The sequence below is a fragment of the Streptomyces sp. JLBJ103 genome, assembly GCF_058215575.1.
The window spans coordinates 4303555-4329419 of the sequence record NZ_CM177089.1 but is presented as its reverse complement, the minus strand read 5'-3'; the positions used below and the strand labels follow the sequence as shown (position 1 = coordinate 4329419).

The 25865-nt window shown below is 69.0% G+C and carries 30 protein-coding genes and 1 tRNA gene; 15 read left to right on the top strand and 16 right to left on the bottom strand.

Features of this window, described 5'->3' with window-relative positions; genetic code table 11:
• Nucleotides 1–19: 19 nt before the first annotated feature.
• Nucleotides 20–1384, bottom strand: coding sequence for an erythromycin esterase family protein (locus AC4BEG_RS19100; protein ID WP_490700956.1), 1365 nt, complete (start codon nucleotides 1382–1384; stop codon nucleotides 20–22).
• Between the two features lie 431 nt (nucleotides 1385–1815).
• Between AC4BEG_RS19100 and AC4BEG_RS19095 the strand changes: the two genes are divergently transcribed.
• Nucleotides 1816–2631 (top strand): S1 family peptidase, encoded by an 816-nt coding sequence (locus AC4BEG_RS19095; RefSeq protein WP_490700955.1) that lies wholly within the window; start codon nucleotides 1816–1818, stop codon nucleotides 2629–2631.
• 102 nt (nucleotides 2632–2733) lie between these two features.
• Here AC4BEG_RS19095 and AC4BEG_RS19090 read toward each other — a convergent pair whose 3' ends face one another.
• The 7 genes from AC4BEG_RS19090 to AC4BEG_RS19060 all read right to left on the bottom strand — a co-directional run bounded on the left by AC4BEG_RS19090 (nucleotide 2734) and on the right by AC4BEG_RS19060 (nucleotide 8014).
• On the bottom strand, nucleotides 2734–3150 hold the full coding sequence (locus tag AC4BEG_RS19090; RefSeq protein ID WP_490700954.1) for a hypothetical protein: 417 nt from the start codon (nucleotides 3148–3150) through the stop codon (nucleotides 2734–2736).
• Between the two features lie 916 nt (nucleotides 3151–4066).
• Nucleotides 4067–4468: a PIN domain-containing protein gene (locus AC4BEG_RS19085; protein ID WP_490700953.1), complete on the bottom strand. Its 402-nt coding sequence runs from the start codon at nucleotides 4466–4468 to the stop codon at nucleotides 4067–4069.
• Nucleotides 4465–4743 carry a hypothetical protein gene (locus AC4BEG_RS19080; protein WP_490700952.1) on the bottom strand — a complete coding sequence of 93 codons (279 nt, stop codon included), beginning with the start codon at nucleotides 4741–4743 and terminating at the stop codon, nucleotides 4465–4467. The genes AC4BEG_RS19085 and AC4BEG_RS19080 overlap by 4 nt, the downstream gene beginning before the upstream one ends.
• A gap of 506 nt (nucleotides 4744–5249) precedes the next feature.
• On the bottom strand, nucleotides 5250–6452 hold the full coding sequence (locus AC4BEG_RS19075) for a hypothetical protein (RefSeq protein WP_490700951.1): 1203 nt from the start codon (nucleotides 6450–6452) through the stop codon (nucleotides 5250–5252).
• Nucleotides 6453–6854: 402 nt separating this feature from the next.
• Nucleotides 6855–7145, bottom strand: a complete 291-nt coding sequence (locus AC4BEG_RS19070) for a hypothetical protein (protein ID WP_490700950.1) — start codon at nucleotides 7143–7145, stop codon at nucleotides 6855–6857.
• Nucleotides 7142–7465, bottom strand: coding sequence for an ATP-binding protein (locus AC4BEG_RS19065; protein WP_490700949.1), 324 nt, complete (start codon nucleotides 7463–7465; stop codon nucleotides 7142–7144). Before AC4BEG_RS19065 ends, AC4BEG_RS19070 begins: the two co-directional genes overlap by 4 nt.
• Nucleotides 7466–7606: 141 nt before the next feature.
• On the bottom strand, nucleotides 7607–8014 hold the full coding sequence (locus tag AC4BEG_RS19060) for an NUDIX hydrolase (protein ID WP_432015008.1): 408 nt from the start codon (nucleotides 8012–8014) through the stop codon (nucleotides 7607–7609).
• 111 nt (nucleotides 8015–8125) lie between these two features.
• Between AC4BEG_RS19060 and AC4BEG_RS19055 the strand changes: the two genes are divergently transcribed.
• The 11 genes from AC4BEG_RS19055 (at nucleotide 8126) to AC4BEG_RS19005 (ending at nucleotide 15405) form a co-directional block, all read left to right on the top strand.
• Complete coding sequence (locus AC4BEG_RS19055) at nucleotides 8126–8911, top strand: GntR family transcriptional regulator (RefSeq protein WP_490700948.1); 786 nt, start codon at nucleotides 8126–8128, stop codon at nucleotides 8909–8911.
• 186 nt (nucleotides 8912–9097) lie between these two features.
• Nucleotides 9098–9448, top strand: a complete 351-nt coding sequence (locus AC4BEG_RS19050; RefSeq protein WP_490700947.1) for an SCO3933 family regulatory protein — start codon at nucleotides 9098–9100, stop codon at nucleotides 9446–9448.
• Between the two features lie 5 nt (nucleotides 9449–9453).
• The gene (locus tag AC4BEG_RS19045; protein WP_490700946.1) at nucleotides 9454–10821 is read left to right on the top strand and encodes an FtsK/SpoIIIE domain-containing protein; all 1368 of its coding nucleotides are present in this window, start codon (nucleotides 9454–9456) and stop codon (nucleotides 10819–10821) included.
• 80 nt (nucleotides 10822–10901) lie between these two features.
• On the top strand, nucleotides 10902–11111 hold the full coding sequence (locus tag AC4BEG_RS19040) for a hypothetical protein (RefSeq protein ID WP_490700945.1): 210 nt from the start codon (nucleotides 10902–10904) through the stop codon (nucleotides 11109–11111).
• Nucleotides 11112–11134: 23 nt separating this feature from the next.
• Nucleotides 11135–11908 (top strand): DUF2637 domain-containing protein, encoded by a 774-nt coding sequence (locus AC4BEG_RS19035; protein ID WP_490700944.1) that lies wholly within the window; start codon nucleotides 11135–11137, stop codon nucleotides 11906–11908.
• 12 nt (nucleotides 11909–11920) lie between these two features.
• On the top strand, nucleotides 11921–12106 hold the full coding sequence (locus AC4BEG_RS19030) for a mobile element transfer protein (RefSeq protein ID WP_479180024.1): 186 nt from the start codon (nucleotides 11921–11923) through the stop codon (nucleotides 12104–12106).
• A 13-nt stretch (nucleotides 12107–12119) separates the two neighbouring features.
• The gene (locus AC4BEG_RS19025) at nucleotides 12120–12314 is read left to right on the top strand and encodes a hypothetical protein (RefSeq protein WP_176181651.1); all 195 of its coding nucleotides are present in this window, start codon (nucleotides 12120–12122) and stop codon (nucleotides 12312–12314) included.
• 24 nt (nucleotides 12315–12338) lie between these two features.
• Nucleotides 12339–12632, top strand: a complete 294-nt coding sequence (locus tag AC4BEG_RS19020) for a hypothetical protein (protein ID WP_490700943.1) — start codon at nucleotides 12339–12341, stop codon at nucleotides 12630–12632.
• 163 nt (nucleotides 12633–12795) lie between these two features.
• Nucleotides 12796–14100: a replication initiator gene (locus AC4BEG_RS19015; RefSeq protein ID WP_490707127.1), complete on the top strand. Its 1305-nt coding sequence runs from the start codon at nucleotides 12796–12798 to the stop codon at nucleotides 14098–14100.
• On the top strand, nucleotides 14093–14275 hold the full coding sequence (locus AC4BEG_RS19010; protein ID WP_490700942.1) for a helix-turn-helix domain-containing protein: 183 nt from the start codon (nucleotides 14093–14095) through the stop codon (nucleotides 14273–14275). The genes AC4BEG_RS19015 and AC4BEG_RS19010 overlap by 8 nt, the downstream gene beginning before the upstream one ends.
• Nucleotides 14275–15405, top strand: a complete 1131-nt coding sequence (locus AC4BEG_RS19005; protein WP_490700941.1) for a site-specific integrase — start codon at nucleotides 14275–14277, stop codon at nucleotides 15403–15405. Before AC4BEG_RS19010 ends, AC4BEG_RS19005 begins: the two co-directional genes overlap by 1 nt.
• Nucleotides 15406–15496: 91 nt before the next feature.
• Here AC4BEG_RS19005 and AC4BEG_RS19000 read toward each other — a convergent pair.
• A tRNA-Thr gene (locus AC4BEG_RS19000) sits at nucleotides 15497–15569 on the bottom strand.
• A 174-nt stretch (nucleotides 15570–15743) separates the two neighbouring features.
• On the opposite strand from AC4BEG_RS19000, the gene AC4BEG_RS18995 reads away from it, so the two are divergent.
• From AC4BEG_RS18995 to AC4BEG_RS18985, 3 genes are all read left to right on the top strand, one after another.
• Nucleotides 15744–16880: an ABC transporter ATP-binding protein gene (locus tag AC4BEG_RS18995; protein ID WP_490700940.1), complete on the top strand. Its 1137-nt coding sequence runs from the start codon at nucleotides 15744–15746 to the stop codon at nucleotides 16878–16880.
• Between the two features lie 330 nt (nucleotides 16881–17210).
• The gene (locus AC4BEG_RS18990) at nucleotides 17211–17630 is read left to right on the top strand and encodes a hypothetical protein (RefSeq protein WP_490707126.1); all 420 of its coding nucleotides are present in this window, start codon (nucleotides 17211–17213) and stop codon (nucleotides 17628–17630) included.
• A gap of 59 nt (nucleotides 17631–17689) precedes the next feature.
• Nucleotides 17690–18493 carry a nucleotidyltransferase family protein gene (locus tag AC4BEG_RS18985; RefSeq protein ID WP_490700939.1) on the top strand — a complete coding sequence of 268 codons (804 nt, stop codon included), beginning with the start codon at nucleotides 17690–17692 and terminating at the stop codon, nucleotides 18491–18493.
• 111 nt (nucleotides 18494–18604) lie between these two features.
• On the opposite strand, the gene AC4BEG_RS18980 is transcribed toward AC4BEG_RS18985, so the two are convergent.
• The 7 genes from AC4BEG_RS18980 to ispD form a co-directional block, all read right to left on the bottom strand.
• The gene (locus AC4BEG_RS18980; protein WP_490700938.1) at nucleotides 18605–19207 is read right to left on the bottom strand and encodes a TetR/AcrR family transcriptional regulator; all 603 of its coding nucleotides are present in this window, start codon (nucleotides 19205–19207) and stop codon (nucleotides 18605–18607) included.
• A gap of 170 nt (nucleotides 19208–19377) precedes the next feature.
• The gene (locus AC4BEG_RS18975) at nucleotides 19378–21006 is read right to left on the bottom strand and encodes a DoxX family protein (RefSeq protein WP_490707125.1); all 1629 of its coding nucleotides are present in this window, start codon (nucleotides 21004–21006) and stop codon (nucleotides 19378–19380) included.
• Nucleotides 21007–21302: 296 nt separating this feature from the next.
• A complete protein-coding gene (gene rlmB / locus AC4BEG_RS18970) occupies nucleotides 21303–22256 on the bottom strand; it encodes a 23S rRNA (guanosine(2251)-2'-O)-methyltransferase RlmB (RefSeq protein ID WP_490700937.1) in 954 nt (317 codons plus the stop codon).
• 150 nt (nucleotides 22257–22406) lie between these two features.
• Nucleotides 22407–23804: a cysteine--tRNA ligase gene (gene cysS, locus AC4BEG_RS18965; protein ID WP_490700936.1), complete on the bottom strand. Its 1398-nt coding sequence runs from the start codon at nucleotides 23802–23804 to the stop codon at nucleotides 22407–22409.
• A 176-nt stretch (nucleotides 23805–23980) separates the two neighbouring features.
• Nucleotides 23981–24385, bottom strand: coding sequence for a PPOX class F420-dependent oxidoreductase (locus AC4BEG_RS18960; RefSeq protein WP_490700935.1), 405 nt, complete (start codon nucleotides 24383–24385; stop codon nucleotides 23981–23983).
• 135 nt (nucleotides 24386–24520) lie between these two features.
• Nucleotides 24521–25075, bottom strand: a complete 555-nt coding sequence (ispF, locus tag AC4BEG_RS18955) for a 2-C-methyl-D-erythritol 2,4-cyclodiphosphate synthase (RefSeq protein ID WP_490700934.1) — start codon at nucleotides 25073–25075, stop codon at nucleotides 24521–24523.
• Nucleotides 25065–25847 (bottom strand): 2-C-methyl-D-erythritol 4-phosphate cytidylyltransferase, encoded by a 783-nt coding sequence (ispD, locus tag AC4BEG_RS18950; RefSeq protein ID WP_490700933.1) that lies wholly within the window; start codon nucleotides 25845–25847, stop codon nucleotides 25065–25067. Before ispD ends, ispF begins: the two co-directional genes overlap by 11 nt.
• Between the last annotated feature and the right edge of the window lie 18 nt (nucleotides 25848–25865).

Here is a 25865-nt window from a genome sequence, read left to right as displayed (position 1 = left end):
TGCCAGCGCGCGGTGCGGTTCAGAGTTTGTCGGCGGCGCGGACCTGGTGGAGGTGGATGAGGACGTCGTAGGCCCGGCCGAGGGCGAGGGTGGGCAGGGGGTGGGAAGTGAAGGTTGAGCCGGCGTCGTAGACCGGCCGGGCGCGGTCGAGCCAGGCGCGGGCCGCGGCGGGTGCGGTCCGCAGGTCGAGGTAGAAGTCCCGGTACCCGACCCGGTCCAGGGTGTGCTCGTTCATGCCGGGGCGCGCCGCCGGGACGGTGACCGGCTTCCAGTCCCCTTCGAGGGAGGGCTTGGTGAGGAAGGAGCCACCGGCGAAGCTGAAGCCGATCGCGGCGTAGTCGCGGCCCAGGCGGTCGCGCAGCACGGCGCCCTGGGTCCGCGGGTACATGTCCGGATGGGTGGAGAGGTATCCGATGTGGCCGTTGTGGGCCGACAGCAGCATCTTGTGGCCGGTGTGGTGCTGCCACCACAGCACGTTGTCGGCCATGGCCTGGTCACGCAGGCGCTCGGCGGCGGTGACCGAGGCCGGGTCGGCGAGGTCGATGGCGGCGAAGGAGAAGGTCTGCGCGATGTTCCGGGCGTGCTGCACCGTCCACGCGTAGTCGTTGCCGCCGGCCTCCTGGTGCTCGGCGACCAGTTCAAATGCTGCCTGGGCGAGTGCGGCGTTCTCCTTGCGTTCCGCGACCGGCTTGCGCAGGTAGGCGAAGATGTCGTCGAAGGGGCGCAGCCCGGCGTACAGCTCGGTGAGCCGGGGCAGTGCCTCCGGCCGGGTTTTGCTGACGGACGACAGCACGCGCTCGAAAATGTGGTCGCCGAGCTTCGGCGCTCCGAGGTCGTCCCCCATGAAGTGGACCCGGTGGTCGGGGTGGCGGCGGTTGTGCTTGCGCATCCAGCCGATCAGACTGACGAACTCCTCGCGCTCCCAGGGGGATCCGGCCAGTGTCTCCTTCGCGATCCTTCGCGGGTCGCCGGGACCGCCTTGGAGGTACTCGTCGATCCTGAGCCCTGCCGACCAGCTCATCTCCAGGGCGAAGGTGGTGAAGCCGCACTTCTGGACAAGGTGCCGGAAGACGCGTTCCTTCATGGCGAAGAACTCGTGCGAACCGTGCGTGGCCTCGCCCAGCCCCACCACCTTGGCGTCCCCGACCATGGCGCTCAGCGCCCGCAGGTCTGCGGTCCGGCCGCCGGGCTCCGTGGAACGCAGCCGGTGCGCGGCCCGTTCCAGGGACCGCACGACGGCCGCCGCTTCCCGGTTCGCCGCGGCGGAGCCGGCGGGTACGGCCGGTGCCGCGGAAGCCACCGGGGCGGTCAGCGCCGTGGCGGCGAGCGCTGCCGTGAGTGCGAGCAGTTCTCGCCGGCCGGTCGTCTTCCGGTACCCGTGCATTCCGATCACTCCTTGCGTGCGGCGGCTCCGCGAGCCGTTGAAGTGATCTTCGCGTGCTGGGGCGCGGACCGCGCTGGGGTGCCCCACCGACTTGCTCCGGGGGTTAACCCCTGGTGCCCGGCCGGGGGTTAACCCCCGCTCCCCGCCGTTCACGCTCTCGGTGTCGGTGAGGCCGCGATCTGCGAGAGCCCCATAGGGGACGGACCGCAGGGAGCCCCCACTCGTCCGCGAGTCCCTCGGGCCACGTGGCGAGATCCAGCCAGAGGCGCCGCATCGGGGACGGGATGGGGATAGGGGGTTACCCCTACTGCACTCGGGCCCGCTACCCGGACCGTGTTCGGGCCCGCTGCCCGGATGGCCCGGTGAATCTTGAACAAGCAGGGTGGACGCATCCGGACTTACGTCCGGACTTACGTGGGAAGGAACTCTCTGTGTTCAGCTTGAAGTCGGTGCGCCGCCGCGCGGCGCGCACCACTGCCGTCGGCGCTCTTGCCGTCGCGGCGTGCGCCACCCTGATGACCGGCAGCGCCGGAGCGATCGTCAACGGGACCGATTCCACGGAGCGCTACTCGTTCATGGCGTCAATCCCGGAGTCGGCCCCGAAGCACGGGCTGTACGACGGTTCCTGCGGAGCGTCGCTGATCGATCCGCAGTGGGTGCTGACAGCGGCCCACTGCGTGCAGGGCGACGGCCTTGAGCTGGACGGCATCGTCCGGATCGGCAGCGAGCACCGGAAGTCCGGGGGCACCGTCCGGAACATCGAGCGGACCGTCGTCCACCCCGGCTATGCGAACGGCGACGGGGAGGCCGCCAACAAGGACGACATCGCTCTGGTCCGCCTCGACCGCCCGGTCACCGAGAAGCCCATCCGTATCGCGGAACGGGCCGGGCGACCGGGCACCCCGACCCGGATCCTGGGATTCGGCACCACCGTCGACACCGAGCTGAAGTTCGCGGAGCGGTTGCAGGAGCTCGAGACGCGCACCGGTGCCGACACCGAGTGCGCCCCCGGCTACGCGGACCGGACCCGGTTGTGCACGATCAGCCGCGTGCCCCAGGCCATGGCATGCTTCGGGGACTCCGGCGGACCGCAGCTCCAAAAGGGCAGGCACGGGCGGTGGGAGCTCATCGGAGCCACCTCGGGTCCCGGCGCCCCGGGGGTCGCGTGCTCGGCCGGGCCGGGCCTCTACACCAATGTGCCTGCCTACGCGGACTGGATCCGGAACACCATCAGGCACAACGCCTGATCCCTCCGCTTCTTCGTCGGGCGTTGAGACGACTCGCTCGGAGCGAAGCAAGGGTTGGAGGTCAGCGCGGCTCGCTGCCTGCCTCCTTCAGGGACAGACGGTTCATTCCTTCGGAGTGAGAGCGGCCACCTTCTCCGACACTCCTCGGTGAATGACCCACTGGCGGGCGGCCTCGGCCAGGTCATCGAGCCAGCTTGCCTCGGGGTACCGCGCTGCCTGCCGCCTGTTCATGCGCAGGGTGGCGATGGCGAACGCGTCGATCGCGACAGGGTCCGCCATCGCCCACCCCTCGCACTCAGGCGCCCACACCTCGGCTTGCTCCGCGGTGTGCCCGGCTGCGATGAGTTTGACGACAAGGCACGCGGGGTCGATAAAAGCGGCGCCCACGGTCGGCCATGACCAGTCCACGATCCAGTTCCGCCGCTCGCCGACCATGAAGTTGTCGGGGTTGACATCGGTGAACAGCAGAGTGTCGCCCAGGACCTCGCCGATCGCCGATGGAACACCTTCACCCCACACTCAGCGAGAGAGGTCATAGGGGCTGGGGCCGAGCCCCCAAGGGCGGGAAGCCGGTATTCGCCCGCAGATCAGTGCGGCCGCGGCTGATGTCGGCCCCACACAGCAAAACCCCCCTTACGAAGATCGTCCGGGGTGTTCTCGCAGCCCGCGCACAGAGCCGACTGTCAGGTTCGAACCGACGACCTTCGCCTTATAGGTTCGATCCAGATGGTGAACGGGGCCAGCGTGCTGAGCCGTATAGGGCGGTCGGATAGTTGCCGTTGCGTGCCTGGGGTCGCCGCTGTTCGCAGTCGTTGATGTCAGCGCTGGATGTCAGTCCAACCGATCCGTAGCCTCAACTTTTACGCCTCATCGGGGCTGGTAGTCCCAGAAGCAGTAGGCACACGCGCCACGTCCTTCCGCCGTGGCTTCGGCCAGCGCTACACGGCGCCGAGGATGAGTGTCCATGCCCAGACTTACCGCGTACTCCTGCCCTTCCTCCAGGGCCTTGCAAGCCGAAGAACGATGAAAGACTTCGCCCCCGGCTGTGATGTAGACGAACTTGACCAGCCCCTCGGGGGTAGGAGCGCAGTCCACGCACTGTTGGACGACTAAGTCGTGTATGCATCGCTCATCCATGCCGCCACGTTAATCAAGCGGTCTGACAAGAGCGTCGAAAGCTGAGGGAACCGGGACCGCAGCGCTCGACCGGCCCGCGCCGCGCATGCCCGAGTCGGCGGAGCGGGTTTGGGCGGTGGCCTGCCCGGTTTGGGGTCGGGCATGGTCAGGGGGCCGTACGCTGGCCCGGCAACTCGGGCAGGCTTTGCACCTTGGCGGTTGTAGATCTGCCGCTCACCATGGACGGTTCACCGCGCGAAGCCAACTCCCTCTCGCCGACGAGATGTCCAGCATGTCACCGCCGCCGGGCGGTCTGCGCTCAGACCCTCTCAGCCACCACCCGGCGATGCTTCGCCGTGAGCATCTCGACGTCTTCCACATCGGAGGTCAGGATCGTCACCCGGCCGCCCGGCTGGGCCAGTGCGGTCGCGCACAGCATCGCGTCGATGGCGTACTTGTGGCCGTGCAACCCCGCATCCCGCAACAGATCGGCAGCGGTCTGCGCGAGAGCCTGAGTGACCGGTTCCACGCGAAGGCGGGACAAGGTCCACTTCAATGCGGCGTCGTTGATCTTCGGATGGATGACCTCGACCAGGACCGCGGCGGAGGTGACGACCGGAAGGTCCGCACCGCGGGCGGCGATCAGCCACTCATGCACCTCGCGGTCACGCCGGACCGCTTTGGCCAGCCCTTCGCTGTCCAGAACGAGGGCGCCGCTCACACGGCCTCACCGGTGTCGGATACAGGAGTGGTGAGCCTGGCTCGCTTGGCCGCCACGGCCTCCGGATCGGCAGGGCCATTGACCTCGTCGAAGTCCGCGATCAGCTCGTCCAGACTGTCACGCTCGATCTGACGTTGCGCCGCCTGCTCCAGGTACGCGGAGACCCCCCGCTTGCCGACCCGTTCCCGGATCGCCCGCAGTGTCCCGGCGGACAGGGTGACGGAGATGCCGCTGCTGGGTCCGTCGCCGGGCGGGAAGTCGCTGTCATCAGCCATGGAACCCAGTATGGCATTCGCAATGCCATAGAGCATGCCCCTTGGTGACGTCCGGGTCCGAAATGTCAACGCCCCGGACGGGAGACCGTCCGGGGCGTTGTCCGTGCTCAGACACAGAGCCGACTGTCGGGTTCGAACCGACGACCTTCGCTTTACAAGTTCGATCACAAGCCGGTTCGTCCCAGGCTGAGATGGACCCAACTGGCGGGTGAGTGGTGGTCTCCGTCTACCGGATGCCGCCGACGTCCGCTGCTGTTGATGTCATCTGGTGATGTCAGAAGTCCGGCTCGGCTGCGTTCGATGGCGTTCACCGTAATTGCCGTCAGACTGTCGTCAGCTGCTCTGCCCCCCGTTGGACCCCGCCCAACGTAGATGTGCAGGCTCGGTCACTGCCGCACACGGCCGTCGCTCACCACACACCCGGTGGATTGCCGGGGCGATGGGCTCTGGGAGACAGGCTGGATCTCACGCTCTAGAAATGGTCGCCTGCGTGCTCCATACCGCTATCAATCACCGTGCAGTATCCGCCGCTTAATAGCACGGCCACGCCGAGAAGCATTCTTAATTCGAGGCATATCGTGGAATTTTCGGTGAGCTCGTTGACTGAATAGCAGGAAACGTGGTTGGAGGTCGAGCAGATTGCGCCCCAGCGGATCCTCGACAATCTTCGTTCTCATGATCTGCACATCAGTAATAACAGTTGGCATTCTCGCTACCGTAAGATCTCCAACACCCCCCTCGGTGATCAGCCGCACGACGAGATCTTGATTACGCCTAATCCTGCGTGAGCGGATCGCCACGTTTTTTCCACTCCAGGAAACTAGGTGGCGGGCGCGCTGGTCGGAGAGAATCACCCCATCTAGCTCTACCTCACAATTGAGGAATGTTGAGCCAGCGGTTTCGAAAACTATCGAGCCTTCACTGGCGTCTACGGAACTCTCATCGCGCGATTTCAGCATGAAGGCCACTAGGTGCATCTCTCGTACTGGCATTCCGTTTAGCCTGGTCGAAATGTGCGCCTCCGTAGCTGCCGGGGCGATATCGTCAAGAGGCAAAAACTTCTGAATCACCAGGGCTTTGGCTTCGATGCGGCCCGGTGCTGGCCAGTCTTCCATCCTCTCGAAGATCATGGACCTGACGTGCATTTTCAAGCGAATGCCGTCACCTTTCGGCTTCACGCGACCAAACGTCTCCACACCAGCAATCCGCCCACTGACCTCAATCCCATTGTCATCAACTGGCCCATTGAGTATTCCGGATAGAGTTACCTCATCTCCCGGATTCATCAGGAACGGCTTAATGCGCATGCAGCCATCATCAAGCTCAAAAGGGTTTTCGCCAAAGAACTCCGATATGGATCCTCGGTTCACCTTCATTGAGCCGCCAACAAAGTTGCAGCGATCCCCGAAGCGGATCGTCAGCGGGCTGGAGAAGTCACCCTTTAGGATCGGCGCTTTTCCTGTGTTAGCGAGCCTCATTTCGAACACGAGGGGTATTATGAGGCGTTGTCCATGTGGTTCGAGATTTACACTGATAGGTCCATCAATCAGACTCTCGATGGCATCTTCATCGCGCTGAAGTGTTAGCAACTCCCAATAGGCCGTGTAGTGTAGCCGTTTGAAAGTTCCGCCTCGCTTCTGCCATACGAGTGCCACCCAGGAAACAACGAGGGCCACTAATGCAATAATGGTTCCTATCGCGAATTCCACGAGTCTCCATCCCCTGGGCTGTCTCCGCCAACATTTGATCCTAGCGAGCACACTAGGTCGGTGGAGCGGGTTTGGGCGGTGGCCTGCCCGGTCTGGGGTCGGGCATGGTCAGGGGGCCGTACGCTGGCCCGGCAACTCGGGCAGGCTTTGGACCTGCCCGGAATTAGCACGAGTGGCCCCCTGGCCTTGCCCGACGCGGGACCCGGACCGGGGAGGTGCCTAAAGCCGTGGAGCCGACCCCCAGCCACGACGTACCTCTTCTCCTCAGCCAAGGTGCTTGCTGCTGGCGCGCGGCTCGGCGGTCGGGCCGGAGCGGGGCGGAGACAGGAGCGGCGGTCCGCGCCGCCGGGCCGCGCGCGGCGCGCTTGCGCGGCGCCTTGAACCCGTAGAGAAGGTTGTAACTCACCTCTTGTGCTTGGCGCGTTCGTGCTCGGCGATGGTGATGATGCGCTCGACGCCGTCGATCTGGTGACGGAGCTTGTTGAGCACGTCGATGCGGGCCGACTTGATGAGGTGGTCCGTGGTCGGCTGGGTGCCGGTGACGGTTCCGCTCGGGATCCAGAACCTCTTGTGGCTGCACTCGCGCACGATGTCCTGGCAGGTACGGATGACCCAGTTCATCGCCACGGTGATCTCGTCGCGGTGGAGCTGGTCGAGGTCCCAGCCGTCGTTGGTCTCGGGCCGGGGTGTCATTGGTCTGCCTTCTGGGGTGCGACGAGCTGGGCGGTGACGGTGCGGCCGTGCTTGCTGCCGGTGATGTCCAGGCGGCAGGCCAATGCCATGACGATGCTTAAGCCGCGGCCGTGGGTGTCGTACGGGTCGGCCTCCGTACTTCGGGGTTCTTCGGGGTGGCCGCCCTCGTCGGTTACGGAGATCGCGACGGTGCGCGGCAGCAGTGACAGGGTGAGCTGGAAGGTGCCGAAGTCGCTGCCGCTCGCGGTGTGGCTGACGGCATTGCTCCCCAGCTCGCTGACGATCAGCTCGGCATCGTCCGCACACGGATGTCCGCTCAAGATCTCCCGGGTCCAGCGGCGGGCCCGCGTCACTTCTTCTCGGAAACCTGGGCACATCAGCCCCCAAACTCGCGGGCTACTCATATACTCGTCCATACAAGTTCCTTCATGCTGGTAGGGGCGATGGATCGTGGGTTCGTGCTAGATGAGTCGCACGCCGTCGTGAGCGCGGACGGCCGGCGGGCTGGTGTTGTCGAGCGCGTCCAGGACGCGGATGGCGTATGCCTCGTCGGCGAGTTCGGTGACTTCTTCGCGGGTGGCCCAGCGCAGTGCGCGGGTTTCCTCGCCGGTGGTCGGGGCGCCGTCGATCGCTTCGCAGCGGAAGACCATGGAGACGATCAGGCCGGTCATGTTCTTGTAGACGCCGGTGAGGGTCGCGGGAAGCGCGATCTTGATCCCGGTCTCTTCGAGGACTTCGCGCTGTAGGGCGTCGGGGATGGTTTCCTCGCGTTCGAGCACGCCGCCGGGCGGCTCCCACTTACCGTTGTCCCGTCGCTTGATCAGCAGCGCTCGGCCCGCGTCGTCGACGATGACTCCGGCGACGCTCACGGAGTGCGGGCGCTCAGTGCTCACGTTCCACTGCCCTCTCGGCTGGCTAGGCTCTCCACCGTAGCAACACCGGTCAGCCGCTCGTCTAGATACCTAAAGGAGTACGCGCGAATGGCTTCTCTCACCTCTGTCCTGGGTGTATTGGACCCGACGAGCGACCGGGCCGTATTCCGGCAGATCGCCGACGCACTACGGGAAGCGATCGACAAGGGGCGCTTCCGGGAAGGCGACAAGCTGCCCTCGGAAACAGAGCTGGTCGACCACTTCGGCGTCTCGCGCATGACCGTCCGGAACTCCCTCTCCCTGCTCCAGCAGGAAGGGCTCGTGGTCTCCGAACACGGCAAGGGTGTCTTCGTCCGACCCCGGCCCCCGGTGCGACGGCTGGCCTCGGACCGTTTCGCCCGGCGCCATCGTGATCAGGGGAAGTCGGCCTTCACGGTGGAGGCCGAAGCCGCAGGGAGTCGTCCGGAGGTGGACGGCCTGGAGGTGAAGGAGGAGCGGCCGTCGCCGGACATCTCGGCCCGGCTGGGCTCGCCCCGCAAGGTGCTCGCTCGGCGGCGCCGGTATCTGCTGGACGGGCGACCGGTGGAGTTCGCCACCTCGTATCTGCCGCTCGACCTCGCCCGGAACACTCCGATCGCCCAGCCCAACCCCGGCCCCGGCGGTATCTACGCCCGGCTGGAGGAGATGGGGCACCGCCTGGACCACTTCGACGAGGAGATCCGGGCCCGGATGCCCTCTCCCCAGGAGGTGCGGACGCTCCAGCTCGCCTCCGGTGTGCCGGTGATCCACCTTGTCCGGACGGCTTACGACTCCGAAGGGCGTGCGGTTGAGGTCTGCGACACCGTGATGGCCGCTGACGCGTACGTCCTCGCGTACCAACTGCCTGCCAACTGACTGACGCCCGGGGCGTGGTGGCCCCGGAGCCACTTCTTCTGACTCGTACACACGAAGATGCATACTCGTATAGACGAGTGGGCAAGCTGTGTGGCAAGGTGGTCCTCGTTCCCGCTCGTTCGGGTTCGACCATCCCAACTCATCTAGACAACTAGGTGTGATGAAGTGCGAGGCAAGGAGAAAGTGTTGCGTTCCATCCGCGTTGAGACCTCCGGTGCCACGGTCCTGCTGACCGAGGCGCCGGAGCCGAAGATCAAGGACCGGCAGACCGGCGAGATCGCCAAGGACGCGCAGAGCGGCGAGAAGTTGATGAAGCTCGGCGTCGTCTACATCGATGGAGGGGAGTCCTCTCTCCTTCAGGTCACCGTGCCGGAGAGCGGTGTGACGGAGGGGCTGGCACTCGGTTCGCCGGTCACGCTGATCGGGCTGATCGCCCGGCCGTGGGAGACCGTGTTCAACGGGCAGCAGCGGCACGGGATCGCCTTCCGTGCCGACGCCATCGCTCCGGCCGAAATGCCGGTTGGGGCGGGGGTCTGAGCCCGATGGCCGACGTGCTGACGTTGATGGAGGTGGGTGGCCCGGTCACCGGAATGGTCGGCGGGGCTGCCTACCTCCGGGCCCGGCATCCGGCCGCGTACTGGTCCACGGTCGGCCTGCCGGTCTCCACGGCGAAGCTGCTGGGCTCGTACGGCTCCGTCATGGATGCCTGCGGGCTGACCGTCCCGCCGTCCCGGCTGCGGGCCTGGGCGACACACGCGCTCACCCACCGGGAAGTGCGCCCCGTCCCGCCCCGACGTGGGCTCATGCGCCCGACCTCGACCGGGCTGCGTGTTCGGCTGCGGCTGGCACCCGGGCAGGAACCAGCCGACGTCGCGGCCTCGGCTGAACGACTGCGGCATGCCTGGGGCGTTCACGGCGTGTACGTGGAGGTGGTGAAGCCGGGCGTCGTCGAACTGCGGCTGATCGGCTTCGACGTCCTCAGGAAGGTACGCATGCCCCGCAAGACCGGTGGTGGCTTCCTCAAGGTGCCGGTGGCGCTGAAGGAGGACGCGACACCGTTCGTGCGGGACTACCGGACCGTCCCGCACCAACTGACCCTGGGCGCGACGCTGTCGGGGAAGTCGATGTTCCTCCGGCACCTGATAGCAGGACTGGCCCGGCAACAGGTCGCACTGGTCGGAATCGACTGCAAGCGCGGCGTAGAGCTGGCGCCGTTCGCTCCCCGGCTGTCGGCGCTGGCCACCGACCCCGTACATGCGGCTGACCTTCTGCCCGTCCTCGTTGAACTGATGGATGACCGATACGACTTGATCAAAGCCCGGCAGGGCATCCCGCCCAGCACACCGGATGAAGAGATCACCTCTGACATCTGGGGCTTGCCGGAGGAGGAGCGGCCGGTGCCGGTGGTGCTGCTCGTGGACGAGGTGGCCGAGCTGTTCCTTGTCACTACGCGGAAGGATGAGGAACGGCGGGACGAGATGGTCACCCAGCTCATCCGGCTCGCCCAACTCGGCCGCGCGGCAGGCATCTATCTGGAGGTGTGCGGACAGCGCTTCGGCGCCGAGCTGGGCAAGGGCGCGACGATGCTCCGGGCTCAGCTGACCGGCCGCGTCTGCCACCGCGTGAACGATGAAGCCTCCGCCAAGATGGCGCTCGGCGACATCGCCCCCGAAGCGGTCGGCGCGGCCTGCGCCATCGCTCCTGAGCGTCCCGGTCTCGCGGTCGCCGGAGACACCTCCGGCGGCTGGTCCCGCATCCGCACCCCGTATCTCTCGCTCGCCAACGCTGCCGGAGTCTGCCGGGAGACCACACACCTCGTCCCGGACCTGCCCACGCTGGAACCGTTCCGGCCCGACACGCCGGCCGTTCCGGTGAGCGCTCTGACGTCACCGGTCCCGGCCAGCAAGTAGCCCAGCTCATCCCACGGTCGGCGCGACCACATCCGCGCCATGTCCCTACCCCTGCATGCCTGAAACCGATTGGAGTACCTGTGTCCCGTCCCTCCATCTCCGAGGTCTCCGCGCTTCTCGCTGACCTGGCCGCCTTCCGCACGTCCAGTGCCGGGAATCACGCGGAGCTGATGAGCCGCAAGGCGGACCTGCTGGAGCGCATCGCCGCCGCCCAACCCGATGACAGCGAAGCCGCCGAGGTCGCAGCGACCGCCCGTGCGCGTGCCGACGAACTCACGGCAGATGGCTGAACGGACTGAAAGGAGTCGCACCCATGCGCGCTCATCTGGCGCGGGTTGACGCGGTGCTCGTGCAAGCGGTCATCGCTGCCGCGCTGTCCTTCGCCCACCTGCACGACCTGGCCTCGGCGGCCGGACAGGATGGGTGGAAGGCGTGGGCCTATCCGGTCTCCGTGGATCTGCTGCTCGTGGCGGCCTGGAAGCGGCTGCGGTCCGGTTCGTCCAAGGCTGCGGGATGGTGCTGGTTCATCGTCGCCCTGGCCGCGTCGCTCGGCGCGAACGTCGCCACCGCTGGACTGCTCGACCTGGCCGACGTCCCCGACTGGCTGCGCATCCTCGTCGCCGGATGGCCCGCCGTCGCCTTCCTCGGCGGAACACTCCTCGCCCACACGAGTGCTCCGCTCAGCGACAGAGACAGCAGCACGACACCGCAGAAACGCGACCGGCGACCGCCCGCCATAAGGCGGACCCCCCACACAAGGCGGCAGGCTGGCGCGGTCGCCGATCTACTCGAAACCCGCACCACTCGGCCGGGTACCCAGCCGAGTGAACGGAGCGAAGCCAACGATAGCTGCAGTGGCGAAGTGCCTGACACGCAACCCGCTGTCGATGAACAAGCTGGTCCCGTAGAGGACTTGGCCGATCCACGGCTGGCAACGGTCAAGTTGCCACCCGCCCTTGTCGCCCACGCCCGAAAACTCGCCGACGAACACCACGCCCGTACCGGCTCACCCATGGACACACCGACGCTCCGCGCCCGCCTCGGCGTCCCGGCACCGCTGGCCGACGCCATCGCCGCCCACCTCTGAAAGGAGTCCTCCATGCTCCGCCGCTTCCGCAACATCCTCCGCATCGGCCCGGTCCGCATCGGCACCGCCAACGACCAACGCGGGCGCACGAAGCACACCGCCGTGTGCACCGCACCCCGCTGCGACTTCTCCGCCGACTACGACACCCGCGCCGCCGCCGAACTGGCCGCCCGCACCCACCGCTGCCCCGTCCGCTGAAAGGAGTTCGTCCGTGACCGTCAGCCTTCCCCTGGTCTTCATCCTGGGCGCCATCGCCTGGTTCGCGATCAAGTTCCTCGGCGTCCGCGTCTGGATCGCAGTCGTCATCGCACTGTTCGGGTTCTGGCTCGCCCACACCGGGCTTGCACCCCTCGTGGAGTCAGGTACGCGCTCCGGCGTCGACACCGTCAACCGCGAACACGACTAGACGAGTAGCTGAGAGGAGACCGCCGTGTTCCGACCGAAGTACCCCGAGGCCCCTACCCTGCCCACCGTCCACATGCCCGGCCCGACCACCCCGGCGACCCAGCACCACCACCCCCCGGCGGCCTGCGGGTGCCAGCACACCCCCACGCCCGCTCCCCGGACACCGCTGCTCGGACTCAACGCCGGAACCGTCGGCGCCGTGGTCACGGTCGGCATCGTCCTGACCGCGCTCCTGGCCGCCGTCGCCGTCACGGCCATCTCCGTCGCCTTGGCCGCCATCGTCATGCGCTCACTGCTGACCAGCCAGCGCCGCCGCTGACCCACACGAACACGACTGCCGGGGCGGCCTCGATACCGCCAAGCATCCGCCGCCCCGGCAGCCCAACCCCTCCCAACCACAGCCGAAAGAGGTGACACCCATCATCACCCGCACCACCCCGCCACCGCTGCCCCAACTCGGCAACCTGGCAGCCCTCGGCACCCTGCCCGCCCTACTCCGCCAACTCTCCGGCCTCGGCGGCTGCACCCACCCCATCCGCCTCGACGGCCACCGCACCGAACACGAGGTCAACCGGGAGACCGGCGAGATCGGCCGCGTCCTCCGCCACCTGGACTCCACCGACCTGACCGCCGGTCACCTCCTGGTCCGCTGCAACAACCGCCGCACCACTCGCTGCCCGGCCTGCGCCGAGACCTACCGCCGCGACACCTTCCACCTGATCACCGCCGGACTGCGCGGCGGCAAAGGCACTCCGGACACGGTCACCACCCATCCACGCGTCTTCGCGACCTTCACCGCGCCCAGCTTCGGCCCCGTCCACAACCGGCTTACCGGTCCGGCTGGCACGGTCCGTCGGTGCCGGTGCGGCGTCCGCCACGACCAGGAGGACGACGCCCTTGGAACTCCGCTCGCCCCGGACAGGTACGACTACGAATCCGCGGTGCTCTGGAACGCCCACGCGGGCATGCTCTGGCGGCGGTTCTCGATCTACCTGCGGCGGCAAGTCGCCAAGCGGGCCGGGCTCAGTCAACGATCCCTCCGCGACCACGCCCGGCTGTCCTTCGCCAAGGTCGCCGAGTACCAAAAGCGCGGCGCCGTCCACTTCCACGCCGTCATCCGACTCGACGGCCCCGGCGGAGGCGACACCCCGCCCCCGCCCTGGGCCACCGCCGAGCTGCTGACCGATGCCATCCGCGCCGCCGCGACCGACACCACGACCAGGGCACAGATCACCGGACCAGTCCTCGACGGCCGTGCCCACACCTTCGCCTTCGGTGACCAGCTCGACGTACGGCCCATCCGAGGCGCCGACCTCAACGGCGGCCAGGAGCTGACCGATCGGGCCGTGGCCGCCTACATCGCCAAGTACGCCACCAAGGGCGCCGAGACCGCGACCGGAGCCCTGGACCGGCCGATACGCCTCATCGCCGAGATCGCCGAACTTGACATCACGGACCACGCCCGGCGCCTCATCCGCACCGCCTGGGCCCTCGGCGCCCGCAAGGACCTGGAACACCTCCGGCTCCGTGCCTGGGCTCACATGCTCGGCTTCCGGGGCCACTTCTCCACCAAGTCCCGCCGCTACTCCACCACCCTCGGCGCGCTCCGCGATGCCCGCGCCGCCTGGCGGCGCGCCCAAGCCGCCGCCGGGCCGGAGCACGAGGAGAACACCCTCGTCCTCGCCCACTGGGCCTACGCCGGAACCGGCCTCACGGCCGCCGAGGAATGGCTCACCGCCACCATCACCCCCGCCCCCGGAACGGAAGGAGAACCAACCCATGCATGACGACCAGCTGTTGACCGTGCGCGAAGTAATGGCCCGGCTGCGACTCGGCCGTTCCACGATCTACGACCTCATCCGTTCCCGCCGTCTGCCCTCACTCACCATCGGCCGCTGCCGACGCATCCCAGCCCGTGCCGTCCACGACTACATCGCCAACGAACTGGAGGCGGCAGCCTGATGGCCACACAGCGCAAGCGCAACCCCAACGGCGCTGGAACGATCACCAAACGCAAGGACGGCCGGTACCAGGCAGCCGTGTACGTGCTCCAGCCGGACGGCACCCGGGCCCGCAAGTTCACGTACGGCAAGACCTGGACCGAGTGCGACAACAAGCGCCGGGAACTGCTCGCCAAAGTCGACGGCGGCATACCCGTGCCGACCCGTTCCGCCAAGCTCGCCGAGTGGCTGCCGTACTGGCTGGACAACGTGATCAAGCCGAACCGGAAGCGGACCACGTACAGCAAGTACGCGATGCACATACGGCTGTACCTGGTTCCCATGCTCGGGGCCAAACGGCTGGAATCCCTCGGCCCTCGTCACGTCCGGACGTTCCTCGCCGAGCTGGCGCGCAAGACCACGCCCGCCACGGCCAAGGAAGCCCACCGCGTGCTGCGTACGGCCCTCACCGCCGCCTGCCGCGAAGAACTCGTCACCCGCAACGTCGCGTCGCTCGTGGAGGCCCCGAAGGTGAACAGGCGCGAGACAACACCATGGTCTCTGGACGAGACGCTGAGGTTCCTGGAAGAGGCGCGCCGCGACCCGCTGTACGCGGCCTTCGTGCTCGCCATCGCGATGGGGCTGCGGCGCGGGGAGGTGCTGGGGCTGCGGTGGTCGGACGTGGACCTGGACAAGCGGGTGATCCGCGTGGGCAACCAGGTGCAGCGCATCGGCGGTGAGCTGTACCAGGACACCACCAAGACGGGAAAGATCCGGCCCGTGCCGCTCCCCCTCATCTGCCTGGCCGCTCTCCGCTGGCATCGGCTCCGCCTGGCCGGCGCTCCCGCGCCCAACGCGCTCGTCTTCACCACCCGTACCGGCCGCCCGATCGAACCGCGCAACCTCAACCGGTCCTTCTCCCGGCTCACCGCTGCCGCTGGTCTCCGGACGATCCGGCTGCACGACGCCCGGCACGGCTGCGCCACGCTGCTCACCGCAGCCGGGGTAGCTCCTCGCGTGCTGATGGAGATCCTTGGCCACAGCCAGATCAGCATGACCATGGACGTGTACACGCACGTCGCACAGGACACCCAGCGCGAAGCCATCAGCCACATGGACCGGCTGTTGAAGCGGCGGCCCAACCAAGACTGACCAGCAACGTTCACCCGCGTTGATGTCACTTGTAGATGTCAGAAGCCCCGGACGAAAGATCGTCCGGGGCTTCTTCCCTGCTCAGGCACAGAGCCGACTGTCGGGTTCGAACCGACGACCTTCGCTTTACAAGAGCGGTGCTCTACCAGCTGAGCTAAGTCGGCGTCCCCAGCAGTGTACCCATCCCGCGGGGGTGATCCGTTCGAAAATTCTGGCGCTTCGGCTAGAGACAGATCCCCCCTCCTCGGGATAGCGTCACGCCAATCCACGTCAGTGGACCAAACCACCTTTACTCGGATCGTCCGGCACGTTCCTGCCGGTGAAGGGATCAGATCGCCATGGCTACGGTCACGTACGACAAGGCCACCCGGGTGTACCCGGGGACCGACAAGCCCGCCGTCGACCAGCTCGACATCGCCATCGAGGACGGTGAATTCCTCGTCCTCGTCGGACCGTCCGGCTGTGGGAAGTCCACCTCGCTGCGGATGCTCGCCGGGCTCGAGGACGTCAACGGGGGCGCGATCCGGATCGGTGACCGGGATGTCACCCACCTGCCGCCGAAGGACCGGGACATCGCCATGGTGTTCCAGAACTACGCGCTGTACCCGCACATGACCGTCGCGCAGAACATGGGCTTCGCGCTCAAGATCGCGGGCGTCAACAAGACCGAGATCCGGCAGAAGGTCGAGGACGCGGCCAAGATCCTCGATCTCACCGAGTACCTGGAGCGCAAGCCCAAGGCGCTCTCCGGTGGTCAGCGGCAGCGTGTGGCGATGGGGCGCGCGATCGTGCGGGAGCCGCAGGTGTTCCTCATGGACGAGCCGCTGTCCAACCTGGACGCCAAGCTGCGTGTGCAGACCCGTACGCAGATCGCGAGCCTCCAGCGGCGCCTGGGGATCACCACCGTCTACGTCACCCACGACCAGGTCGAGGCCATGACGATGGGTGACCGGGTGGCCGTACTGAAGGACGGGCTGCTCCAGCAGGTCGACTCGCCGCGCAACATGTACGACCGTCCCGCCAACCTCTTCGTCGCGGGCTTCATCGGCTCCCCCGCCATGAACCTGATCGAGGTGCCGATCACCGACGGTGGTGTGAAGTTCGGCAACAGCGTGGTCCCAGTCAGCCGTGAGGCGCTCGGCGCGGCGGCCGACAAGGGCGACCGTACGGTCACCGTGGGTGTCCGGCCCGAGCACTTCGATGTGGTCGAGCAGAACGGCGCCGCCGCCAAGTCGCTGGCCAAGCAGTCCGAGGACGCCCCGGCCGGGCTCGCCGTCACCGTCAACGTCGTCGAGGAGCTCGGCGCCGACGGGTACGTCTACGGCACCGTCGAGGTCGGCGGCGAGGTCCGGGACCTGGTCGTGCGCGTCAACGGCCGCCAGGTGCCGGAGAAGGGCGCCCAGCTGCACGTTGTGCCGCGGCCGGGTGAGATCCACGTCTTCTCCACCTCGACCGGGGAGCGGCTCAGCGACTGAGGCCGCCCCTGCGGGAGTTCACGGCGCCGTTCGTCCGCTCGAGCGGACGGGCGGCGCCGTTGCTGTGGTGCGCGGCGCCATTGCTGTGGTGCGCGGCGCCGTTGGTTGTGCCGGGAGCGTGCGGCACCGCTTCGCTGGCTCGTCGCGTTGTCGATAAATTCCCCGACAATTACGGCATTTTGGACAGCGACGTCAACGCATCAGCCCCCGAGAGTGGCATTCCATCACCCACCTCAGTGACTGAATGTCGCCAAATCGTCGCTCCTCGCTACGATCACCGCGTACCGCAGTCCCGATCGACCCGCGAGGAACACCCCCGTGAAGACCCCCGTGAACTCCGCAGCCCGCCGCATCGGCAGAACTCTCGCCCTCGTCCTCCCCGTCGTCCTCGTCCTCTCCGGGACGCTCGCGGTCACCCGCGTCCCGTGGGCCTCGCCGAGTGCCGAGTCGCAGATCCTCACCGCCTCCGCCGACAGGGCCTCCACCCAGGCCGCCCATCGCGCCCCGCATGAGCTGCTGCGCGACCGGCTGCTCACCGAACTCCAGCAGAAGGACCCGGCGGTGGCCCTCACCCACCTCCAGGTGGCGACGAACGAGCGGCCCTCCCTCGCCAAGCACTGCGCCTCCATCGCCCGTGCGCTCGGCCGCGCCGCGGTGGCCAAGTACGGCGGCACCGCCCGTGCCCAGGCGTACGCCCGCCCCGTGTGCGACACCTCGTTCGCCTCCGGGATCACCCAGGCGTACCGCTGACCGCGCCCCCTCATCCCGCTCCACCTGCGACGGTCCCGGCACCGCATATGGTGCGGTCCATGACCGATGACGACGACCGCAGGCACGGGCATCACCCACCGGCCGCGCGCCCCACCCAAGCCGTCGTCCTGGCCGGAGGCCAGGGCTCGCGGCTGCGCCCGTACACCGACGACCGCCCCAAGCCGATGGTCGAGATCCCGGGCACCGGGACCCCGATCATCGGCCACCAGCTCGCCTGGCTGGCCGCCGAGGGCGTCACCGACGCCGTCGTCTCCTGCGGCCACCTCGCCGCCGTTCTCCAGGACTGGCTGGAGTCGGCGGATCTGCCGCTGCGGGTGACGACCGTCGTCGAGAAGGAACCGCTGGGCCGCGGCGGCGGGCTGAAGTTCGCCGCTGCCTCGCTTCCCCACCCCGACCGGCCCTGGTACGCCACCAACGGCGACATCTGGACCCGGTTCTCGCTTCGCGACATGGCGGACTTCCACCATGAACGCGGCGCGGTCGCCACCCTCGCGCTGGCGCGGCCGCGCATTCCGTGGGGCGTGGTCGAGACGGACGAGTTCGGCCACGTCCTCGACTTCATCGAGGCGCCGCCGTCCCCCTATCTCATCAACGCGGGTGTGTACGTCTTCTCCGCCGAGTTCATGTCCCTGCTGCCGAACCGCGGCGACCACGAGCGCACCACCTTCCCCCGCCTCGCGCGCGAACGCCGTCTGGCGGGCTTCCCGCTCCCCCACGGGGCGTACTGGCGGGCGATCGACACCGCCAAGGACCTCACCGAGGCCGCCAAGGAACTGGCCGCGGGCCCGGCCCCGCACGGCCACGGCCCCCTGAGCTCCTCCCCGCCCATCCCCCACACCTGAGTTCGGTGGTGCGCGGCCCGGCCGCGAGCGGTGTGCGGCTGGGCGGGCGCAGGGGCCCAGCCGCACCGCATACGTCAACGTCCTTTGCGGGCACGGCCGCTGACCGGTCGGCTACGGGACCTCGCCCTGCGGGAGCGCGCCGTTGCGCTCCAGTGTGGTGAGCCACTGGGTGACCACCGTGTCGATGAACTCCTCGGTGACCTGGCCGCGGTCGAGCAGGAGCCGGGCGAGGACCGGCCCGTAGAGCAGGGTGTACTCGGACTCGCTGATCTGAACGCCGGAGGGCTCCAGGAGCCCGTTGAGAGCGGCGCGGCGGTCCTGGCCGATGCGTACGAGGGCCTGGGCGCTGTCGGGGTCGTGATCGGCCTGGGCGGTGACGGCCAGTACCGCGGTGCGGGTGGCCGGGTCGCTGATGCCGTCGCGCAGGCTCGTCAGCCAGCCGGTGGCCACGGTGCGCACATCGCCGCCCCGCTCGGGATAGCCGACGTCGGGGCCTTCCAGGATCAGGTCGAAGAGGAGCGCGGCCCGGTTGGGCCAGTGGCGGTAGAGGGTCTGGCGGGTGACGTCGGCCCGCTCGGCCAGCAGGGCGTAGGTGAGCCCGGCCGGGCCGACCTCGGGCAGCAAGGCCCGTGTGACGGTCAGGACACGGTTGCGGGTGCGCTGGACGCGCGGGTTGTCCGGGGTCGGCCGGCGGCGATGGAGGGGCGGCTGCACGGCTCCCATCCTATCCAGGAATCATACGCATCGTGTGATTTGAGCCACAGCATGCATCACGCCATGCCTCACGCCATGCCTCACACACTGCGAGCGCCGCAGCGGAAAGGCGATCACAAGCCAGGAGCCCCGCCCTTCGGTGCGGGGCCCCTGCGCAAGGTCCGCGGACGTCAGCCGAGGAGGCCGCCCAGGGCGGCTTCACCGTCGTCGCTCTCGCCGTAGCCGCTGTACCCGTTGTCCTCCTCCGCCGGGGCGCCTTCCGGCTCGCCGCCGGTCATGCCGCCTCCGGCGCCGCCGCCGAGGGACGGCGGGCTCATCGTCGTCCTCGGGGCGACGGGAGCGCGATGCGGGGAGTGCGGGGTGGTGCGGAGGCCGGGCTCCGACTGGCTCGGGCTGCCCGAGCCGTCCATCGGCCCGGTGGAGCTCGGCTCTCCCGGGACCGACGGCGACGCCGAGGCGGACGGGCTCGGGCTCGTCCGCAGACGCTCGCTCGGAGACGGGGCGCCACTGGTGCCCACCGGGCCGCGCGTTCCGCCGCGCGGGCTCTCCATGGACTTCCTCGGCAGCGGCGAACCCGGCACGCTGTTCGTCGGCACATCCCTCGGCTCCGGCGCCCGCACCAACTCCGAGGACCGTACGGCGCCGCCCAGCGTCGAGCCGACCAGCAGGGTCAGCCCGGCCACGACCATCGCCATCACGGTGCCCCGGCGCAGCACCCGGCGCCGCAGGTCCCACAGCGCGGCGCGCGGGCCCAGCCGCCGCCAGGCCTCGCCCGCGAGGCGGGCATCGGCGGAGTACACCGGGGCGCCCGCGATGATCAGGGGGCTCCAGGCGGCGAGGTAGATGATGTCGGGGGCGTCGTAGACGGGGACCGTACGCCAGCTCACGGTCAGGATCAGCGCGGCGGAGAGCAGCGCGCCGAAGCCCGCCGCCAGCCGCTGCCACAGCCCCAGGATGGTGAGCACCCCCACCACGATCTGGAGGAACGCGACCGTCAGCCCGGCCCCCACCGGATGCTCGAGCGCGAGGTCGCGCAGCGGTTCGGCGATCGGCCAGGGGTGCAGCGACCGCAGCCAGGTGACCATCGAGCCGCGCTCGCCACCGTCGAAGTAGACGGGGTCGGAGAGCTTGCCCATCCCCGCGTAGACGGAGATGAAGCCGAGGAAGATGCGGAGCGGGAGGAGGACGATGCCCAGGTTCATCCGCCGCCCGGGGTAGTAGGCGTGGCGTACGGACTCGGAATGGCGGCGCTGGCGCGGAACGGCGGTCTGCCGGGTCTCGCCCGGCTCCTCGTAACGGACCCGGCCCTGAGCCGAGCTCCGGTCCCAGTCCCGGCCCCGGCCCCGGTCCCGGTCGGAGAACTCCCCCGCTCGTGGGGGGCGTTGTCCGGTCCCGCCGCCGGCTCCGGACCGCGGCACCGTCTCCGTACGCGGGCTGCGCGGCCCGATGACGGTGGGCGGGCTCTCGTCGAGCGCGATCCGCGGCAGCACTTGGGTGGCACCCACATCGTCGGCGCCCTCGGCCGACCCGGAGCGGGACCGGCCCTGGCCGACGCCGTCGGTCATGCTCTCCTCGGAGTACCGCACGGCCTGGAGGAGCCGGGTCGCCGCCGTGTCACCGCCGGGGCGGGTGCGACCGCTCCACACCACGGGCGGGCGGCGCCGGGCAGGAGCCGGGACGCGGCGGGCGAACCGGGCCGTGTCCGCCAGCGCGCTGCTCACCACCGGGGCACTGAGCTGCACCCGGAAGCTCGGGGCGTTGACGGCGACCTGCGCCGGATCGCATGGCACCTTGGCCATGGTCAGCTGCGGCTCGTCGTCGATTCCCGGCGCGCGTCCCGCCAAGGGCGTGCGGGCTTTTCTGGTCTCCACACTCAACTAACCGAGTGACTGGCGGGAAAGACACTGGCTGTGACCGTCTTGTGCTGTCCGAGGCCCGTCAAGTCAAGATCGTCGAGCGGGAGGCGCGGACGAGCGGCGCAGGCGAGCGGCGCAGGCGGGCACGCCGGAGGGAGCCGCACCGGGCGCCGCGCCGGCAGATCATCCCCTTACGCCCCGGCACACCGCGTCGCTACGCCCCGGGCGCGCATGCGCCGTTATCCGCGCCGACGCGCCGCCTCGTACAGCACCACACCCGCCGCGACACCCGCGTTCAGGGACTCCGCGCCGCCCGGCATCGGGATCCGGACGCGCAGATCACAGGTCTCGCCGACCAGTCGCGACAGTCCCTTGCCCTCGCTGCCGACGACCACCACGACCGGGCCGTCCAGCGCCTCCAGGTCCTGGAGTTCGACCTCGCCGTCGGCGGCCAGACCGATCACCGTGAGCCCGGCCTTCTGGTAGGACTCCAGCGCGCGGGTGAGGTTGGTCGCGCGGGCGACCGGGGTGCGGGCGGCGGTGCCCGCGGAGGTCTTCCAGGCGCCCGCGGTCATCCCGGCCGCGCGCCGCTCCGGCACCACCACACCGTGGCCGCCGAAGGCGGACACCGAACGCACCACCGCGCCCAGGTTCCGCGGGTCGGTGACGCCGTCGAGGGCGACGATCAGCGGGTCCTCGCCCTCGTCGAAGGCGGCGGCGCTCAGGTCCTCGGGGTGGGCGTACTCGTACGGCGGGACCTGGAGCACCAGGCCCTGGTGGTTGAGCCCGTTGGTCATCCGGTCCAACTCGGGGCGCGGGGCCTCCATCAGGTGGATACCGCCGCGGTCGGCGGCCAGCTTCAGGGCCTCGCGCACCCGGTCATCGCTGTCGATGAACTGCTGGACGTACAGCGTGGTCGCCGGAACGCCCTCGCGCAGCGCCTCGACCACCGGGTTACGGCCCACGACCAGCTCGTTGGTGCCCTTACCGGCGCCCCGGCGCGAGGTGGGGCGCCCCACGGCCTTGCGGGCGCGCGCGTTGGCCACGCGCTGCTTGACATGACCCTTGCGCATCTCGGCGGGCGGGGTGGGGCCCTTGCCCTCCAGTGCCCGGCGCCGCTTGCCGCCGCTGCCGACCGTCGCGCCCTTCTTGTTCGTCGTGCGTCGGTTCCTGCGCTGGCTGTTGCCCGCCATGAATGTCACCTATCTCTTCACTGCTCAGCGCTGCGCGGCAAGCGGGAAAACGTATGTACGGTCATCAGTGTGCCGCCCGGCGGGCCGGGCGGCACAAAGTCGGAGGTCAGAAGGGATCGAAGGGAAGCCGGGGGAGGCCGGAGCGGCCCCTCAGCGGCTGCCCAGTTCCCACCGCGGCCCCGACGGGGTGTCCTCGATCACCAGACCCGACTGCTGGAGCTGATCGCGGATCGCGTCGGCCGTCGCGTAGTCCTTGCGAGCCCGCGCGGCCTGCCGCTGCTCCAGGACCAGCCGGACGAGCGAGTCGACCACACCGTGCAGATCCTCGCCGCGGTCCGAGCCACCCGACCAGTGCTCGTCGAGCGGGTCCAGGCCCAGCACGCCGAGCATGGCCCGCACCTCTGCCAGCCGCGCGACCGCGGACTCCTTGTCGTCGGCGGTCAGGGCGGAGTTGCCCTGCCGGACTGTGGTGTGGACGATCGCGAGCGCCTGTGGCACCCCGAGGTCGTCATCCATCGCCTCGGCGAACGCGAGCGGCACCTCGGCCGCGGGCTCGACGGTGCCCGCCTTCTCCACCACGCGCTGGACGAAGCCCTCGATCCGGGCGAACGCGGACTCCGCCTCGCGCAGGGCCTCCTCGCTGTACTCGATCATGGACCGGTAGTGCGGGGTGCCCAAGTAGTAGCGGAGCACGATGGGACGCCAGCGCTTGACCATGTCGGAGACCAGCACCGAGTTGTCGAGCGACTTGCTCATCTTCTCGCCGCTCATGGTCACCCACGCGTTGTGCGCCCAGTACGCGGCGAAGTCATCGCCGAACGCCTTGGCCTGCGCGATCTCGTTCTCATGGTGCGGGAAGATCAGATCGATACCGCCGCCGTGGATGTCGAAGGCCCGGCCGAGGTACTTGTGCGCCATCGCCGAGCACTCCAGGTGCCAGCCCGGACGGCCGCGCCCCCAGGGGGTCTCCCAGCTGGGCTCCCCGGGCTTGGCCGCCTTCCACATGGCGAAGTCGCGGTGGTCGCGCTTACCGGTCTCGCCCTCGCCGGACGGCTGGCGCAGCCCGTCCAGCTCCTGGTTGGAGAGCCGGAGGTACTCCGGGAACGAGCGCACGTCGAAATAGACATTGCCCTCGGCGACATAGGCATGACCCCGGTCGATCAGGGTCCGCATCATCTCGATCATCTCGGGCACATGGCCCGTGGCCCGCGGCTCATACGTGGCGGGCAGGCAGCCGAGGATGTCGTACGCGCTGTTGAAGGCGCGCTCGTTCTCGTAGCCGATCGCCCACCACGGGCGGTTCTGCTCGACCGACTTGGCGATGATCTTGTCGTCGATGTCCGTGACATTGCGGATGAAGGTCACGTCGTAGCCGCGGTGCAGAAACCAGCGGCGCATGATGTCGAAGTTCAGGTTGGACCGGACGTGTCCGATGTGCGGAGCGGCCTGCACGGTCGCGCCACACAGGTAGATCGAGACGCAGCCCGGCATGAGCGGGGTGAAGTCACGGATCTGCCGGGCGCTGGTGTCGTACAGGCGAATAGTCACGCATCAAGGGTAGTGGGAAGCCGGGAGTGCCCTGCGACCGATCCGCCCCGGGGACACACAAGCGTGACACTCGGGGCGCTCCGGCCGATCTCCCGGCCCATCCCGGCCTCTTCCGCCGAGTCCCCGCGGCCGCCGTCCCGGCCGCCCGCGGGGCCCTTCGCTCAGAGGCCCTTCGCTCAGAGGGTGCCGACGACCTTCCTGGGCGTGATCCGCACCACGATCCGCTGGTTGTCCTGCGCGGCTGCCGGGTTGAACTCGGCGTACTTCTTTCCCGCGTACTTCAGCGACAGCTCGTCGATCAGCTCGTCGCCACCCTCGGTGGTGTACGAGGCGGCGCCGCGGATCTCGGCGTAGGTGTACGGGGAGTCGGCGGGCTGGACCAGGACCGACACCCGCGGATCCCGGTCGATGTTCCGCTGCTTCTGCCGCCCCATCGTGGTCGAGAACAGCAGCTCGTCCCCGTCACGCTTCACCCACACCGGTGACAGCTGAGGGCTGCCGTCGGGCTGGAGAGTGCCGACGATGATGAAGACGGGGCTGTCGAGGAGGCGCTTGAGGTTCTCGGAGAGTGCGGTGGCCACGGCGGATCCTTCCCTCACGACGGGTCATTCCCGGAGTCATCCCCGGGGTCAATCCCGGGGTCATTCAACTGAGCGGACCGAGCGGACGAAAAGCGGGTCGCTGGGTACCCGATTCCGTACGTACCCAACGCACCGTCAAAGCTCAGCACCCTCGCGGGGAACAGGGCCCGTACGGACCACGAGCGCCGTGGCGACCGCCGCGAGCCCCTCGGCCCGCCCGGTCAGCCCGAGGCCGTCCGTCGTGGTGCCGGACACCGATACGGGCGCGCCGACCGCCGCCGACAGCGCCTTGACCGCCTCCGCACGGCGCTTGCCGATCTTGGGACGGACGCCGATCACCTGGATCGCCACATTGCCGATCTCGAACCCCGCGGCCCGTACGATCCGGGCCGCCTCGGCGAGCAGGGTGACCCCGGCGGCGCCGGACCACTCGGGGCGGTCGGTGCCGAAGTGGGCTCCGAGGTCGCCGAGGCCGGCGGCGGAGAAGAGCGCGTCACAGGCGGCGTGGGCGGCCACATCGCCGTCGGAGTGCCCGGCCAGGCCGTATCCGCCGTACTCCGCGCTGTCCCACAGCAGACCCGCGCACCACAGCTCACGGCCCTGCTCGAAGGCGTGCACATCGGTGCCGATGCCCACCAGGGGCAGACCCACCGGGGACGGCGGGGACGGCGGGGACAATTCAGAAGCCATCGTTGGCCCTCCTGCGCGCGAGAACCGCCTCCGCCAGCACCAGGTCCAGCGGCCGGGTCACCTTGAACGCCTCTTCATGGCCGGGCACCACCACGACCTCGACACCGAGCCGCTCGACCATCCCCGCATCGTCCGTCGCCCCGTCGCCCTCCAGGGCGACCTTCTCGTGGGCCTCCACCAGCGTGGCGCGGTCGAAGCCCTGCGGGGTCTGGACGGCGCGCAGCCGGGCGCGCTCGGGGGTGCCGACGACCGGTTCGGGCTCACCGGCCCGCTCACCGGTGCGCGGCTCGACCTGCTTGACGGTGTCGGCCAGCGGCAGCGCGGGGACGACGGCGGGCGCCCCGTCCCGTACGGCGGTGATGACCGCGTCCACCGTGTCCACGGGGACCAGCGGCCGCGCGGCGTCGTGGACCAGCACGGTGGAGACGTCCTCGGGTACGGCGGCCAGGCCCAGCCGCACCGACTCCTGACGGGTCTCCCCGCCGGGGACGACCACCACATCGGCGCTGCGGCCGGTCAGCGGATAGGCGTCCAGCAGCCGCTGGACCTCGTCGGCGCCGTCCGGCGGGGCGACCACGACCACAAGGGAGACGGAGCGGGATCCGGCCATAGCCCGGACGGCGTGAACCAGCATCGGCATACCGTTCAGCGGGCGCAGCGCCTTGGGCGCGCCGGGGCCGAGCCGCACGCCACGGCCCGCGGCCGGGATCACAGCGGCGGTACGGGCGGGGCGCTCGGGCGCGCCGGAGTCGCCGGAGTCGCCGGGACTCATGGTTACGGACATTGAGTT